We start from the raw sequence: 14657 nt of genomic DNA, 5'->3' as shown, positions 1-14657 counted from the left end.
TTTAGGGGATTTTCAAAAATATTTGCCATCACGTTGCCACCCCCCGTAAATCAAGGGGATGGCGACCTTCCGAAAGCAAAAAATGGCGCCAGGGAAATGTCGGCAACAGGTTGGCGAGATTCGCCGGCACCGACAGAAGCAAAACGACTTAAACAGACTGACTCTCGGTCAGCACCTCGACCAGTTCATATTCCAGGTAATCTGCCAGCGCTAGCCAGTTCTGCGCTTCCTGGCACGCGAACATCTGGTCGAGCACAAATATCCACTGCTGCTGAGTGGCCTGCGACCTGGACTCAAATGTCGCATGCACCGCCCCCATCAGATCGATCATCACCAACCCGGCCTCTACATCACGCCCCAGACGGAATAAGGCTGCACAGTGCTGCACATCGACGACGAAGGTTTCAAGCGCGTTCATGACGCAAACTCCGGATGAAAAACGGTTCCTGCGATCATCGCCCCGGCGCGCCCACTGTTATAGAAACGTACCTGCGGATGGCCCGCGATAAAACGCTCCAGCTCACACAGATAGCTGCGAAAGTTGAGCTGAGTCTTGATGCGCTGACCATGACCATCGAGTACCCAGTGCTTGGCCGCGCCCAGTTGCGGCCCCAGATCGCCATCGTTCCAGTCAGCGTGGGTCTTGTCGCCCGGGAAGGCGAAATCGGCTCCGAACAACGTGATCTGGTTGGCGCCCACTTTCACCGCTAGGTCGACCGCCGGATGAATCACGCTGCCGCCAGCATACAACTCGCCCCTAGGCATTTGCCGACGTAATGCCTGGTAGATCGGGCTCGCCGAAAAACCGGCGTAACGTGGCCCCTGCCAGCCCTCAAGTACCAGCGGATCGAGCATCGGCATGTACACCAGCATGATGTCGGCCGTGTTTTCAGCCGGCAGGTGTCGATCCGAAATGCGCTGGTCGATGCTGACGACGACATCGGGGCGAATGCCATGCTTGAGCAACGGACGATAGGCGGTATCGACGCAGATAAACAAGGGCCGCTCGACTTGATTGCGAATTGCACGCAAGGTCGCAAAGTGCTGTTCCAGGCTTGGGCCGGTGGCGATGACAAAGACCTCCTGTCCTGCTCGCGAACCGAACAACTCAGCCACGTCATGATCAGCCTGCACCCACCCGAGACAGGCCTGCAAGCGCTCGATAATCTCGGGCCGTTGCGGATCGAACTCACGATTGTTAAACGTCAGATGAGTTTCGCTGACCAGGCGATCGCGGATCTTCGCGTTGAAATCGTCGGCCAGCACAAGTTCGGATGGCAAGGCAAAAAATGGCAGCTGGATTTCCCCAAGATCGCCGGCATACAGCAGCTCGACCCGCGGATCACTCAGCCACGGCAGTTGATCAAGCAGCTGCAGTATCAAAGAAAAAACTGCGCCATTCAGGATGTGCACGTACAACCGTTGTAAGCCGGCGCGCGCCAGCAACGCCAATTGCAGATCGCCCAGCCCGGTGCCGTAGACATGCTGCACCGGACTGTCGACAGGCAATCTGTCGGCCTGAAGCTCGGCCTCGCGACGGCGGTCATGACGACTGGTCAGCTGTATGCCATTAATATTCAAAGTCGAACCCAGCCCCTCGACCAGATCGACCTGCAACAGACTCACGTCTTCTACCAGCAAACGCGCCAACAGCGCCGGCCAGCGGCGTTGTATAACCTCGGCGTTGCGCTCAAAGAACTCGCTCATGGAGCCTCGCTTTTTATTCGAGCAAAAAAATAGCGCTCAAGGTTACACCTTGAACGCTTTTTTTGTGCCTGGCTTTTGAACGATCAAGGGCGATAGATAATCGCCGAACCCCATGACAAGCCAACGCCGAAACCGCTCAACGCCACGCGTTTCCATGTGGAATCGAGCACATGTTTTTCCAGAAGCAGCGGGATGCTCGACGACACCGTGTTGCCGGTCTCGACCATGTCCTTGATGAATTTCTCCGGATCGCCTTCGAAACGACGCGCCACGGCATCGACAATCGCTGCGCTGCCCTGATGGATGCAAAAAGCATCGATATCATCAGTGGTCAATTGCGAATCCGTCAGCAGTTCGTGCAAATGCGCCGGGACTTTAAGCAGTGCAAAATTGAACACCTGTCGGCCGTTCATGAAGAACACCCCGTCGGTTACCTTCAGATGAGGCGCCCCGGAACCGTCGGTGCCGAACTTGGCCTTGCCCAATTGCCATGGTGCGTGTTCTCCCATCCACGTGGCAGTGGCGGCATCACCAAACAGCATGGTGGTGTTGCGGTCTTCCGGATCGACGATTTTCGAGTACGGATCAGCAGTGATCAGCAGGCCATTCTTCAAGCCCGCAGCTTCCATGAAGCCCTTGATCGCGTAAATGCCGTAGACGTAACCGGAGCAGCCCAGGGAAATATCGAACGCGGCCACGGTGGTCGGCAGACCCAGTTTGTCCTGGACGATGGCTGCGGTATGCGGCAGGCCTTCTTCATCGCCGTTCTGGGTGACGACGATCAGCACGTCGATGTCTTCACGCTTCAAGTCGGGATTGTTGGCGAACAGCGCATTGGCTGCTTCGACACACAGGTCCGACGTTTCCTGCCCGGCGTCTTTGCGCGGCAGGAAGGCCGAACCAATCTTGCCCAGGATGAACTCTTCATCCTTTTCGAATTTTGCACCTTGTGCGTAATTGTCCACGCCGGCTACAGGAACGTAGCTCGCAATGCTTTTTATGCCAATCATTACGGCTTCCCAATAATAAACAGCCCAATACCACCGCTCGTAATGATTCGAGGGGCGCCGACAAACGGATAAAAACATCGCCTCATCGAGGCGACAATGGGAAGAATAAAAGGCTATCACAGAACCCAAAACAGGCCAGGCGCCACCTTCCCTATTAATACAATACAGTGAAGATGCGCGTTATGACTCGCAGGTCACGCTATTTTGCCGAATCAGACCGATAAGCTGCTGTGCGACAGCTCAAAGTGAGCGGCCAGCACCTCGGGTAATGCGTCAAGGTCAGGGATGGAAACCTGCGCATCGTAGCCCGGCAGAGCCACGACGTTGCGATGCCCACCGGTCTGCACCCGGACAGTCAATGCGCCAAGCGGCTTGAGGTTCACGAAATCCTTGGAGGGGTTGTCACCCACGTAAACCATGTCGGCCCAGCGACAGCCTTCTGCCTGGCGAATAAGCTCGAAGCAGTGAGTGGAAGGCTTCGCATGACGGATACCAAAACGATGCGTGATAAGGACTCGCCGAAACGCTGGGGACAACCCCAGTGCATCGACTTTGTTCTTTTGCACGATCTTGTGGCCGTCGGTGACGAGATAGAGCGGAACTTGCCCACGGTATCGGTCGAGCACAACTCTGGCGGAGGGGAACAATTCGAGGCTCGGGCGATGATGGCGATAAATGTTCACGCACTCGGCAACGCGCGCCTTCGACAATTGCTCATGCGACGCAAGCCATCGATCAAAAACCCGCCCTCGCCCCTCGAACTCAAGCACTTCCAGCATAAAACCCAGGGAACTCTCGGCGTTCCATCCGAAGGCCTCTTCGCCATGAAGGGCAACCGCAGCGAGCCCGCTGGTGACGAAGCTGCTCTCGTCGTAGAGCGTATCGTCAAGGTCAAAGATCAGGATCATGCAGCACCATATCAACGGGCAGACGAACCAGTCTGACCTCGCCTGCAATACGCGTGAAAGGGGGGAGCGCACCGTGTTCGAACGCCTCAATGAGGCTCCAGTAGAGGGCGTCCAGCCCGGCAGCAATGTCGGTGGTGGAAGCACCACCAAAACGAGGATTGCACTCAATGATGCGCATCGTGTCGCCAGTGACGATCCCCTGCATCACCACGGGGCCGCGCAAGTCGAGCAGCGCCAAGGCACGAACGGCTTCACGCTCAAGCGCGTCATTGCGAAACGTGGTCGTGATCTGCGACTCGCCAGCCATCACACGTTCGCGTCTGCGCAACACCACGCCCACGACCGTACCGTCCCGATCAACCCAGCCGTCAATACTGATTTCCGGACCTGGCACAAATGTCTGATAGATCGGCGCCTCAAGAAGCTTTGCGTGAGTGCGAGCGGCAGCCAGTGACAAATCAAGTCCGATCGAACGGCTACCGGCACCGTAACGTTCTTACACCCACATAGGGTCCGGCACCGACGGCCTCGGGAGTCGTCGCCGCATCGATGACCGCAAGCCCGACCTCTCTGCCGAAATCAGCGAAAGCGAGCTTGTCGAGGCAGCGCTCCACGGCCTCGGGGTTAGAGACGATTACGGAGATTCCCGCTTCAGCCAGCACTGCGCTGTGGCGAGCACAAAAGAGTAACTCTCCATCGCGGGTTGGAAAAACCACCGCTATCTCGCGTTCGTGACACCCCTTGATCAACGCAGGCAGCTCTGCGTCGGTCATGCGCGGCATCTGCCAGAACCCGTCAGCCACATAGCGCGCAGGTGCTTCAGGATCGATATCGCCGGCGATCACGCGAGCACCGGGATGTAGCCGCCTGACGGCTTCCTGCATTGCGCGCACCAGCGGTGCCTTTCGCGAAGCCGAGGTGACAAGCACATGCCGAGCCGTACCTTTCAAGGGCGTCTGACTGTCGTTCACTGGCCATTCTTCCATTCGCAGGCGAGCAAACCGTGGGCAAACGAGTCCGTGGGTTTACCGTCAATCAGCACGTGTTCGCGCAAACGTCCCTCACATTGAAACCCCGATGCCTCAAGGGTCGCGATGTGGCGAGTGCGGTGCGCAAACGTTTCGGTGCACAGGCGCCGCAGTCCGAGATCGTCAAAGGCCAGTCGTTTCATCAAATCAAGGAAACGCAAAAACAGGGCGATGAGTTCGTCTGAGTTCTTTTCGAGTTCGGGGGTGAGCAAAATGAAACCTCGGCCCGGCGATTCACCCAGGAAATGTGGACCAGCCCACCGTAGCCGATCAAGACACCAGCACGTTCCAGCGCGACCAACACCTGCGTCGGCTCCAGGCTTTCGGTCTGCGGCCAGACATGCTCGGCAAAATAGTGCGCCTGCTGGTCAGGCGAGATCGGAGCCGTTTGGCGCAGCACGTCCATCTGGGCATTTCGCCATTGCCGGATCGCTTCGATGTCAGCCGGTTGAACCGCTCGGACCTCAAGCACCCCGTCCGATAGCGTCGGGGTCGGCATCACCCGGTATCGAACGGCCGTCGCACTCATTCAATCACCAGATAGGAGGTGAGAGGGTTAGAGGGGTCTCGCCGTATGGCGTAACGAGACAACCCCAGCACTTCGCGCACAGCGATGGTTTCACCGAGAAATTGCTCTGTATTGAGTTCATCAAACGCCAGAATGCTGCCCTTGGTCAGGTAAGGCAGGATTGCCTCGAGACAATCGCGGGTCGGCTTGTAGATATCGAAGTCGAAATAGGCCAGCGCCACGATGGTTTCGGGATGCTCCTTGAGGTATCCGGGAAGTGTCAGCGTGGCATCTCCCTGAACCAGCTCATGCTTTTTCTTGTGTGGAATTGGCGCATTCTGCGTATGGAAGTCGAGGATGTCCTCGAGTTCCTCTTTCCAGTTCTCTACAACGCCGTAGTCACCTGCCTGTACGTTGCCGCCATCCTGAGGTGCCACCGAAGGAAAACCTTCAAAGGTATCGAAGCCGATGATCTTGCGGTTGTAATTGAAGGGCTCGTGTATTCCTCTCAACGTGGAGAACAACGCCATGTTCTGCCCCCAACGCACGCCAAACTCCATGATGGTTCCGTGAACGGGCACGATCATCTGATAGAGCATCTGCATGAAGTTGATCCGCGACAACGTCTGTCGCGTGAGATAGAGGCCGATGTTGTCCAACAGTTCACGATCGGGAATCCGTGAGGCGCGAAGTCGATCGACCAGCATCTGCTTGCGGTCAGTCTCGGACTGCGTCGAGCCGACAAGTGTTCGTATGGTGTTGTCTGTCATGTAGTGACTCCTCAGGGTTTCGGTCTAAAGAACGCGGTCAGGTTGCGACCGAACCCCACATCAGCGAGTGCAGCGTAGAAGCGGTTGGAAGCTTCGATCCCCGCTTGCCCGATCAATCGCTCAAGCGTCAACCGGGCCCGGTGGGCCGCCGGTCCCTGGGAACGATCGGCGATGTAGTTTGATCCTTCATGTGCGAGAAAGAGGTCGATCGGAAAATCGCCCTGAATCGCAAGGCAATCCCAGTCTGTTGCCTCAGCCGTTCGGCGCAGACTGTCAGCGGTGAAGTACGACAGGTGATCGGGCATGGCGATCCAGAACCGGTCAGGTATCGCTCCCTTCGCATAGAGTTCTTCGTGATAAGCCGTGCCATCGTTCGGAACAGTCACAACAAGAAGCCCGTTGGGTGCCACTAAACGGCGCAGTGATTGCAGCAGGCTGACAGGGTCCAGAACATGCTCGAGTACGTTGCCCAGCCAGACCAGATCGTATTGTCTTTCAGACGCGATACGGGCTTCGAGCAGGTCGAAGACATCACCCTTGCTCGACATGACCGACGTAGTCCGGATTGACCTGTTGCACGCCTGCGCGACTGTAGTCGATACCTTGAACCTGCCACCCGAGCCGATCGAAGAACTTGAGCACGAAGCCTTCCCCGCAGCCGACATCAAGGAGGCTACCGGACTGGTCATCACTCAAGAGCGTACGAGCCTGAAGTGCCTTTTGCGCGATTCGCAGCTCAATGACCTCGAGTTCTTCTTCAGAATAAGACCTTCGAAAACTGCTACTGGCCGCGTTCTGAAAATAAGCCTGCGCATAATATTCGCTCAAGGCCTCTGACGTGGGGCGATCCACCACCTCCAGAAAACCGAACTCGTGCCGGCGTAGACGCGGGTCATTCATCCAAACATCCTTTCATGTTTCAGCTCGGCAAGCGCCCAGTCTTCTTCGGTATCGATGTCCTGCACCTGGATCGCGGGCAAAACGATCGAGCCGGTGTTCGCCCCCATCAACACGTGGTCGCGCAAAAACGCCTCGGTGCGGAACCAGTACCACTGACCTGCATCGTGATAGGCAACCGGAAGGTCCTGTGATCTGGCGTTGAGGTTTTCAGGGAAGTTGAGGGCGATGCACCCATCATCCTCACGTTGCAGCGATCGCCAGATCGGATAGGAAAAAGCAGCGACGGGCATGATGACGTCGAACCGGCCTCCCAACAGTTTCTCTCGTCCGTCAGCCAGGTCCTGTGCCCGCACGAAAGGCGCCGTCGGGTAAAGGCAGCAGGCAAGATCGAACTGCACGCCCGCTTCGGCGTATTGATCCAGCACCTCAAGCAGCACTTGCGACGTGGTGGCGTGATCATCCGCCGCGGAGGCCGACCGCAGAAATGGCACGTCGGCACCCAAGGCGCGCGCAATTTCTGCAATCTCCGGATCATCGGTGCTGACCATTACGGTGTCGAAGGTACCGGATTCGATTGCCGCTTCGATTGACCAGGCCAGCATGGGGCGACCGCGAAACAGGCGGATGTTTTTACGCGGGATTCGCTTGCTGCCCCCCCTGGCAGGAATGATCGCGATGGCGGTCTGTGTGCCGGTCATGTATCGAGACCTCCTTCGATCATCGAGGCATCGAGTGGCTCGCCAAAGGCAAGCGCGCGCACCGCCCTGCGCCCAAGCACTGCATCAAGAAACTTGGGTTTGAGCCCGTTACCGGGACGGATAGAGCGCACGTTTTCCTCCGTCAACATCTCGCCCTTGGCGACAGGCGCCACGACATAGAGTGAACGGCGATTCTTCAGGACAATTTCTTCCGACCGTGTGGGCTCGAATGCGGGAGCACCGACCGCCACATGGGCGATGCGCGCCGTCGTCACGAGCTCGGCGAGTTCTGCGGGCTCCAGCGAAAATGCGCTATCGACCCCACCCTCCTCACGGGCCAGGGTGAAATGCTTTTCAATGAACGACGCCCCCAGCCCTACTGCAATGGCAGACACCACCGTGCCAAGCGTATGGTCGGAAAGCCCGGCCACTACGTCGAAACGCCGGGCGATCTCTGCGATCGTCGCCAGGTTCGCTTCCTCTGGCGGCGCCGGATACGCGGCTGTGCAGTGAAGGACAACAATCTCTGTGGCGCCCGCCCCACGCGCAGCCTCTACTGCTTCTGCGATTTCCTCAAGGGTCGCCATGCCCGTGGACATCACGATGGGCTTGCCCGTGCGCGCCACCTTGCGAATGAGTGGCAGGTCGATCAATTCAGGCGATGCAATCTTGTAGGCCGGTGCGCCAAGAGACTCGAGGAAATCCACGGCCGTGGCATCAAAGGGCGATGAAAACACCGTAATCCCCACCTTGCGGCCATGCTCAAAGATCGCTTCGTGCCACTCCCACGGCGTGTGTGCTTCTTCATAAAGCTCATAGAGGCGGCGTCCATCCCAGAGACCACCACTCACCATGAATTCCGGCCCGCTGTGATCGATGGTGATGGTATCGGCGCGGTACGTCTGAATCTTGACCGCATCAGCGCCAGCCAGTTTGGCGGCTTCAATAATGCGAAAGGCACGGTTGATGTCACCGTTATGGTTCCCGGACATCTCGGCAACGATGTAAGGCGGCTCCGTCGGACTGATGCGACGCCCGGCGATACTCAGAACCGGTGGCTTAGCGCTTTGCGCTCCTGTTCCCCGTGCTGCGTGCTGCCCTTTCACAAAGCCACTCCAGTCGTATTGGTCATCAAAAAATAATCGATTCGCTGCCGGATACCGCGGGCCGGCATGTTTGCAATGCCACTCAAGTGTTTCTAAGCCTCAAGCAACAGACGCCGCAGTTGTTCCACCACATAATCCTGCTGTTCATCGCTCAGCAAAGGAAACATCGGCAGGCTGATGGCCTCGGCGTAATACCGCTCTGCCTGCGGGAAGTCACCTTCGGCAAACCCCAGGTTGCGATAGTAAGGCTGCAAATGCACCGGAATGTAGTGCAGGTTCACGCCCGCCCCGGCCGCTCGCATGCCTTCGAACACCTGTCGATGGTTAAGGTTAATCCGGTCTGTGTGCAACCGCACCACGTACAGATGCCACGCCGATTCTGCCTCAGGCTGCGCGCCAGGCAAGGTCAGCGGCAAGTACGCCAGCAAGCGCTCATATCGCGCCGCCAGTTCACGGCGGCGCGCGACGAACCCATCGAGTTTGTTCAGCTGCGACAGGCCTAGAGCCGCTTGCAGGTCGGTGATCCGGTAATTGAAGCCCAGTTCCACTTGCTGATAGTACCAAGGGCCGTGACTGGATTCGGTCATCTGTTGCGGATCGCGGGTCATGCCGTGACTGCGCAGGCGCTGCAAGCGCTCAGCCAGTTCAGGGCGATTGGTCAACACCATGCCACCCTCGGCACTGGTGATGATTTTCACCGGGTGAAAACTGAATACCGTCATCGCCGCGAATTCGCCGCAACCTACGGGACGCCCGGCATAGGAGGCGCCGACCGCGTGGGACGCATCCTCTATCACCGTAACGCCGTAACGTTCGGCCAATCCAGCGATCATCCGCATGTCGCAGCTCTGACCGGAAAACGCCACGGCCACCAGCACCTTTGGCAGTGTGCCATCGCGTTCGGCGGCCTCAAGCTTCGACGCCAGTGCATGGGCATCGAGATTCCATGTCAGTGGATCGATGTCGACAAAATCGACCTCGGCGCCGCAGTAACGACCACAGTTGGCCGAGGCCAGAAATGTGTTCGGCGTGGTCCATAGCCGATCGCCCGGTCCGAGTCCGGCGGCAAGGCACGCAATGTGGAGCGCCGCCGTGGCATTGCACACCGCCACCGCAAAATCAGCCTGACAACGTTGCGCCAATGCCTGTTCGAAGCGTTCGATGGTCGGCCCTTGAGTGAGCCAGTCTGACTGCAACACGTCCACCACCGCGTCGATGTCTGCCTGATCGAGACTTTGCCGACCGTAGGGAATCATGCCGACAGCTTCGCGTGTAGATCAGCAATCTGGCCGACCGACAGGTAGTGCGGATTGGTGTCGGAACGGTACTCGAAATCTTCACTGACCGGCCTGCCCTGCTCCCCCAGTTTGTCGACGGCAAAATCCACGTCGACACTGGTGAAACGAATCGATGGCTGAATGGTGTAGTGATCGGCGAACTCCAGGGTCATCCGCGCGTCATCCAACGGCACCATCAACTCATGGAGCTTTTCTCCCGGGCGAATACCGACGTGCCTGTGCGGTAAATGTTCAGCCATGCCCAGAGCCAGATCGACGATGCGAATCGACGGGATCTTTGGCACGAACACTTCACCACCGTGCATGCGCGCGAAGCTGTCGAGCACAAACTGCACGCCATGATCGAGGGTGATCCAGAAACGCGTCATGCGCTCATCGGTGATTGGCAGCTCTGTGGCGCCCTTGGCAATCAGTTGGCTGAAAAACGGCACCACCGCCCCCCCGCGACCCGGCGACGTTACCTTAACGAACCACTGAAAAACGGGTGTTCTGGTCGCCGGCAATATTGTTCGCGGCGACGAACAACTTGTCCGACAGCAGCTTGGTTGCACCGTACAGGTTGATCGGGCTGGCAGCCTTGTCGGTGGACAGCGCGACAACTTTTTCCACGCCGTTGTCGATGGCCGCTGCGATGATGTTTTCCGCACCGTTGACGTTGGTGCGAATGCATTCAGTCGGGTTGTACTCCGCCGCCGGCACTTGCTTCAGTGCCGCGGCGTGCACCACGTAATCGATGCCACGCATGGCCTGGCGCAAACGGTCAGCATCGCGAACATAACCAAGGAAGTAACGCATGCATGGCGCGTTGAACGTCTGCTACATCTCGTACTGTTTGAGCTCATCGCGGGAGAACACCACCACCCGCTTCGGCTGATATTGCTCCAGCAGCCGGCGGATGAAATTGCGCCCGAACGAGCCGGTGCCACCAGAGATGAAAATCGATTTACCGTTGAACATGCGTTGAGTCCTTGTACCTGTCAGTCAGGCTTATGCAAGCAACTGCGCCCAGTTCACACTGGACGCGTCACCGAAGGTAAAGCCCTTGCCGGTCAAAGCCAGGTTCTGGTTGTAAGCCTCATCGTGCGCAAAGCGCGCCTGCCACTTATCACGCAGGGCGGCGGCCAGTTGCGGCGCATCCGGCAGAAGGCCGGGGTGCAGGACCTGCGCCTGCGGGCACCAGACCGTCAGATAACCGGCATCCGCCACCTTCAGGCACAGGTCGATGTCGGCAAACGCCTCGTCGAAATGTTCTTCGTCCAACCCCCCCACCGCCTCAAACAGTTCCTTGCGGATCATCAGGCAAGTACCCGACACCGCCGAATAGTTCTGCTCGACCTGATTAGCGTTCATATAACCTCTGGCGTTCTTATGCTCACCGACCAACACAGAACCGATCTCGCCATTGCGACCAAGTACCAGGCCGGCCTGCGTGGTAACGCCGCCGATGTTCATCAGTTTGGCACCCACGATGCCGACCTCCGGGCGCTGCGCCTGGTTAACCATGGCATCAAGCCAGTTGGCGTTAAACACCTGAGCTTCCGCCGACAGCATCACCAGGTATTCACCCTTGGCCTCGGCGCCAGCCAGGTTGTACAACGCCGAGTGGCTCAAGCGCTCGCGGGTGCGCAACACACGAATATGCCCGCCCTTGCCCTCCAGGTTGCTCAGCCATTGGGCCAGTTGCGGCGACTGACTGTGGTTATCGGCAATCAACACTTCGTGGCGTTGGTAGCGGGTGCGTTGTAGCACACTGACCAACGCACTTTGCAGGTGCTCGAGGTTGTCCCGGCTGTGCAGGATGATCGAAACCATTGGCCGTTCAGCATGCTGATAGTCAATCTGCCACGTCTGCGGCAACGCCGAGCTGACCTGGCCGCGATAGCCGCGGTTGGCCAAATGACGTATCAGCGTCTGACGCTCATCGGTATTTTCTTCAACTGCCGGCGCGTTGCAGATCAGCAACGGCTCGGCCAGATGCGCCAGACCGTCCAGGCCACCGTCTTCGATCAAGCGCAGCAACAGATCGAATTCCAGCGCCTGTGTGCACTCCCGCGAGAAGCCTTTGGCCCCGGCCAACACGTCACGCCGGATCAACCAGTGCCGCGCCATCAACGACGGCACGGTTTGCAGGAGGTCGAGGTTGACCCCGGGACGAAATACATCTGCCAGGGCGCCGTTGGCCTGACGGTGGATTTCGTCCATCGCCACTGCACGAACGCCCTCGACGCCGATCAACTCAAGGCTGGCGCGCAGCAACCCGCTTGCGGTGAACTGGTCACCGGCCTCGGCCAGCACCAGCCAGTCGGCCGACGATTGGGCGATGACCTGATTGATGCGCTCGACATAATTAGTCGCGCTGACTTTGACGAAGTGCACGGTGTCGCGCACCGTCGTGGTCGCCGGCAAATCACCGGTTGTGAAGACCACCAAGTTGAAGCGCTTGCAGAAGCCGTTGACCAGGCTGTCGAAAGTCGCCTGCAACTTGAACATATCGGCGTCCAGGTCCAGCAACAGAATGCTGAATTGCGGGCCACCGTTGTGCCTGCTCAGATGGCTGGCAATGGCCGAACGTTTAGCAGCATCTGGATTGCGTGCCTCGAGCCAGTCGAGCAAGCGACCGGACGGCATGTTTTCGAGCAGTCCACGGCGCCCCTGTGATCGCACTGATTCCAACTGATTCGCCCATGCCAGCAACTTACGTGCCTCATCCTGCTCCTCGTCAGCACTCAACAGCTGTGCCAGTTGCATGACGGCGGCGCGGTCAAACGCATTGCAACCAATGGTCGCCCACAAACGGCTCTTGATGGTCCTATCAGTATCGTTGACTTGAACACGCATCAGCTCCTGCTGCTTGAGCAACACCCCTTCAAGTTCCTTGAGCTGGAGCCGTCCGGCAGGCTGGGCATGCAGCAAAAACTCGATCTCGGTCAGCAGATCAAATGTTGGCTTGTTATAAAACGGCATTTCCACAAACTGCTGCTCGTCGAAATAACGCACTGGCTCTGCGGCTATTTCGGACCATGCGGAACGGAAGATTCTCGTCGCCTTCAAAGAGCGGTTATTCAACAAACAGTCGGCCATTGCCGCAAAGCTATCAAGAGCAATCTGCTTGGCTCGTTGCGGGTCCTGTCGGCTCAAATCGGTTGGGATCGACGCAAGAAATTCGGCGAATCGCTCTCTATCAGCGACGGAAGCCGGATCTTTGAAAGTCAGCACAGTGAGCACATTGGTGTTGTGGTCGGAACCGCCGTAATTGACCTCACGCAGGACATAAGGAATCGGCAGAATACGCGCCTTGGCACAGGCCAGGAGATAGAAGGAATGACCTATTTCCTGCCATTCAAAACGGGTGCCCTTCGGCATCAGGTCATACCATTGACGCAATAGCTCAGTGCGGGTCACCGCATAGAACGGCGGCAGGAAGTGGCCCATGAAATCAATGAGTCGATTCTCCGCAAGCACCGATGAGTAATCCTCACACCCCTTACGGTCGCGGCGATAGTAAATGACCTCAGTAGCGCGAGCCAAATACATCATTCCGTAGCCATGGCATAAACCGTAGTCCGGATTCGCTTCCAGAAACTCGACTGCCTCGATCAAGGCTCCCTGAAACAGAAAGTCATCGTCTGCGGCAAACGCCATGAACGGTGTGGTGACTTGCTCGACGCCATAGGCAAGCTTGTCTTGAAGTCCCATGTAGGTGAACTGGGGCAGGTGACGATAGTCGACCGCCGGAAAATCAAGCCCAATGCCCTCGTCGATCTGCGCTGACGAATCCAGTACCAGCACTTTGCCAGCGAAACCGCTGTAGTACTGTAACGTACGGCGCAGGAACGCGTTTCGGTTGTGGGTCATCACCACCAATGTGAAGCGATCACTCAGCGGTAAAACTTCTTGTGTCATGTCTTGAACCTGCATATTCCTGTCCCCACAACCGGCAAAAGAACGCCCAATATCCTGAACCGCAAATGATTAACGAACGCGACGCAAGTAACCGTCCGGCGCCACGGTGATCAGCAGCTTGTTTTGCAATTGCCGATCGATTTCGAAACCCTGGTTTTCTTCCAGGTACTTCCACACCGCCGTTTTCGGGTTATCGCCCGGACCCCAAGGACGATCCGGGAACGCATCTTCCGGCATGTCTTCGACCACGGTGTCCATGACGACGCAGTAGCTGTCCACCGATACCAGCGGCGCATACAAACGCAGTTCTTCGAGCACGTGATCGTGGGTGTGGTTGGAGTCCAGCACCAGGATGACTTTCTTGCCTTCGGCCGCGGCACGCACTTGTGCGGCGATAGCCGGGTCGATACTCGAACCTTCGATCATCGAAATGCGCTTGCTCATCGGATGGCTTTCGATGGCTTCGCGGTTGTGCGCACGGATATCGAGGTCGATGCCCAGCACTTCGCCGTGACCTTGCAGCTCCAGCAGGGACGCGTAGTAGATGATCGAGCCGCCATGGGCGATGCCGCATTCAATCACCAGGTCCGGCTTGACCTGCCAGATGATCTCTTGCATCGCCATCATGTCTTGCGGCAGTTGAATGATCGGGCGACCCATCCACGAGAAGTGGTAGCTGTATTTGTGTCTGGCCGATTCGTTGAAGAAATCCCGGGCCAGACCCGTCAGTTTCTGGTCATCGCCCTGACGCGCGATTTCTGCCTGGCACTCGGCTTCGAACGCTTTATTGATGGTGTTGTCGGTCATTTTAAAAGTCTCAA

16 protein-coding genes and 1 pseudogene are annotated in these 14657 nt (G+C 57.7%); all 17 read right to left on the bottom strand.

Annotation, left to right across the window (positions count from 1 at the left end):
* Positions 1-148: 148 nt before the first annotated feature.
* Positions 149-418, bottom strand: coding sequence for a hypothetical protein (locus ACM1ZW_RS16995; RefSeq protein ID WP_416738940.1), 270 nt, complete (start codon positions 416-418; stop codon positions 149-151).
* Complete coding sequence (locus ACM1ZW_RS16990) at positions 415-1707, bottom strand: motility associated factor glycosyltransferase family protein (protein WP_416738939.1); 1293 nt, start codon at positions 1705-1707, stop codon at positions 415-417. Before ACM1ZW_RS16990 ends, ACM1ZW_RS16995 begins: the two co-directional genes overlap by 4 nt.
* 83 nt (positions 1708-1790) lie before the next feature.
* A complete protein-coding gene (locus ACM1ZW_RS16985; RefSeq protein WP_414878514.1) occupies positions 1791-2717 on the bottom strand; it encodes a ketoacyl-ACP synthase III in 927 nt (308 codons plus the stop codon).
* 212 nt (positions 2718-2929) lie between these two features.
* Positions 2930-3625: an HAD family hydrolase gene (locus tag ACM1ZW_RS16980; protein ID WP_416738938.1), complete on the bottom strand. Its 696-nt coding sequence runs from the start codon at positions 3623-3625 to the stop codon at positions 2930-2932.
* A complete protein-coding gene (locus ACM1ZW_RS16975; RefSeq protein ID WP_416738937.1) occupies positions 3609-4082 on the bottom strand; it encodes an ATP-grasp domain-containing protein in 474 nt (157 codons plus the stop codon). Before ACM1ZW_RS16975 ends, ACM1ZW_RS16980 begins: the two co-directional genes overlap by 17 nt.
* 19 nt (positions 4083-4101) lie before the next feature.
* Complete coding sequence (locus ACM1ZW_RS16970; protein WP_416738936.1) at positions 4102-4596, bottom strand: hypothetical protein; 495 nt, start codon at positions 4594-4596, stop codon at positions 4102-4104.
* Entirely contained in the window at positions 4593-4796 is a 204-nt protein-coding gene (locus tag ACM1ZW_RS16965) for a GNAT family N-acetyltransferase (RefSeq protein WP_416738935.1), read from the bottom strand. The genes ACM1ZW_RS16970 and ACM1ZW_RS16965 overlap by 4 nt, the downstream gene beginning before the upstream one ends.
* A complete protein-coding gene (locus ACM1ZW_RS16960) occupies positions 4796-5182 on the bottom strand; it encodes a GNAT family N-acetyltransferase (RefSeq protein WP_416738934.1) in 387 nt (128 codons plus the stop codon). The genes ACM1ZW_RS16965 and ACM1ZW_RS16960 overlap by 1 nt, the downstream gene beginning before the upstream one ends.
* The gene (locus ACM1ZW_RS16955; protein WP_416738933.1) at positions 5179-5931 is read right to left on the bottom strand and encodes a crotonobetainyl-CoA--carnitine CoA-transferase; all 753 of its coding nucleotides are present in this window, start codon (positions 5929-5931) and stop codon (positions 5179-5181) included. The genes ACM1ZW_RS16960 and ACM1ZW_RS16955 overlap by 4 nt, the downstream gene beginning before the upstream one ends.
* Before the next feature lie 11 nt (positions 5932-5942).
* A complete protein-coding gene (locus ACM1ZW_RS16950) occupies positions 5943-6479 on the bottom strand; it encodes a class I SAM-dependent methyltransferase (RefSeq protein WP_416738932.1) in 537 nt (178 codons plus the stop codon).
* Positions 6463-6831 (bottom strand): class I SAM-dependent methyltransferase, encoded by a 369-nt coding sequence (locus ACM1ZW_RS16945; RefSeq protein WP_416738931.1) that lies wholly within the window; start codon positions 6829-6831, stop codon positions 6463-6465. Before ACM1ZW_RS16945 ends, ACM1ZW_RS16950 begins: the two co-directional genes overlap by 17 nt.
* Positions 6828-7529: a pseudaminic acid cytidylyltransferase gene (pseF, locus tag ACM1ZW_RS16940; RefSeq protein ID WP_414878508.1), complete on the bottom strand. Its 702-nt coding sequence runs from the start codon at positions 7527-7529 to the stop codon at positions 6828-6830. Before pseF ends, ACM1ZW_RS16945 begins: the two co-directional genes overlap by 4 nt.
* A complete protein-coding gene (pseI, locus tag ACM1ZW_RS16935) occupies positions 7526-8635 on the bottom strand; it encodes a pseudaminic acid synthase (RefSeq protein ID WP_416738930.1) in 1110 nt (369 codons plus the stop codon). Before pseI ends, pseF begins: the two co-directional genes overlap by 4 nt.
* A 92-nt stretch (positions 8636-8727) precedes the next feature.
* Complete coding sequence (gene pseC / locus ACM1ZW_RS16930; RefSeq protein ID WP_416738929.1) at positions 8728-9891, bottom strand: UDP-4-amino-4,6-dideoxy-N-acetyl-beta-L-altrosamine transaminase; 1164 nt, start codon at positions 9889-9891, stop codon at positions 8728-8730.
* A pseudogene (gene pseB, locus ACM1ZW_RS16925) lies at positions 9888-10890 on the bottom strand (UDP-N-acetylglucosamine 4,6-dehydratase (inverting)). Before pseB ends, pseC begins: the two are co-directional and overlap by 4 nt.
* A 30-nt stretch (positions 10891-10920) precedes the next feature.
* On the bottom strand, positions 10921-13851 hold the full coding sequence (locus tag ACM1ZW_RS16920) for a TIGR00180 family glycosyltransferase (protein ID WP_416738928.1): 2931 nt from the start codon (positions 13849-13851) through the stop codon (positions 10921-10923).
* Positions 13852-13905: 54 nt separating this feature from the next.
* Entirely contained in the window at positions 13906-14643 is a 738-nt protein-coding gene (locus ACM1ZW_RS16915) for a cephalosporin hydroxylase family protein (RefSeq protein ID WP_416738927.1), read from the bottom strand.
* Between the last annotated feature and the right edge of the window lie 14 nt (positions 14644-14657).

Source organism: Pseudomonas sp. NFX71, assembly GCF_048079215.1.
In the GTDB taxonomy this organism is placed as follows: domain Bacteria; phylum Pseudomonadota; class Gammaproteobacteria; order Pseudomonadales; family Pseudomonadaceae; genus Aquipseudomonas; species Aquipseudomonas fluorescens_B.
The sequence above is the reverse complement of the archived record's forward strand: the minus strand, read 5'-3'. Positions and strand labels throughout refer to the sequence as shown.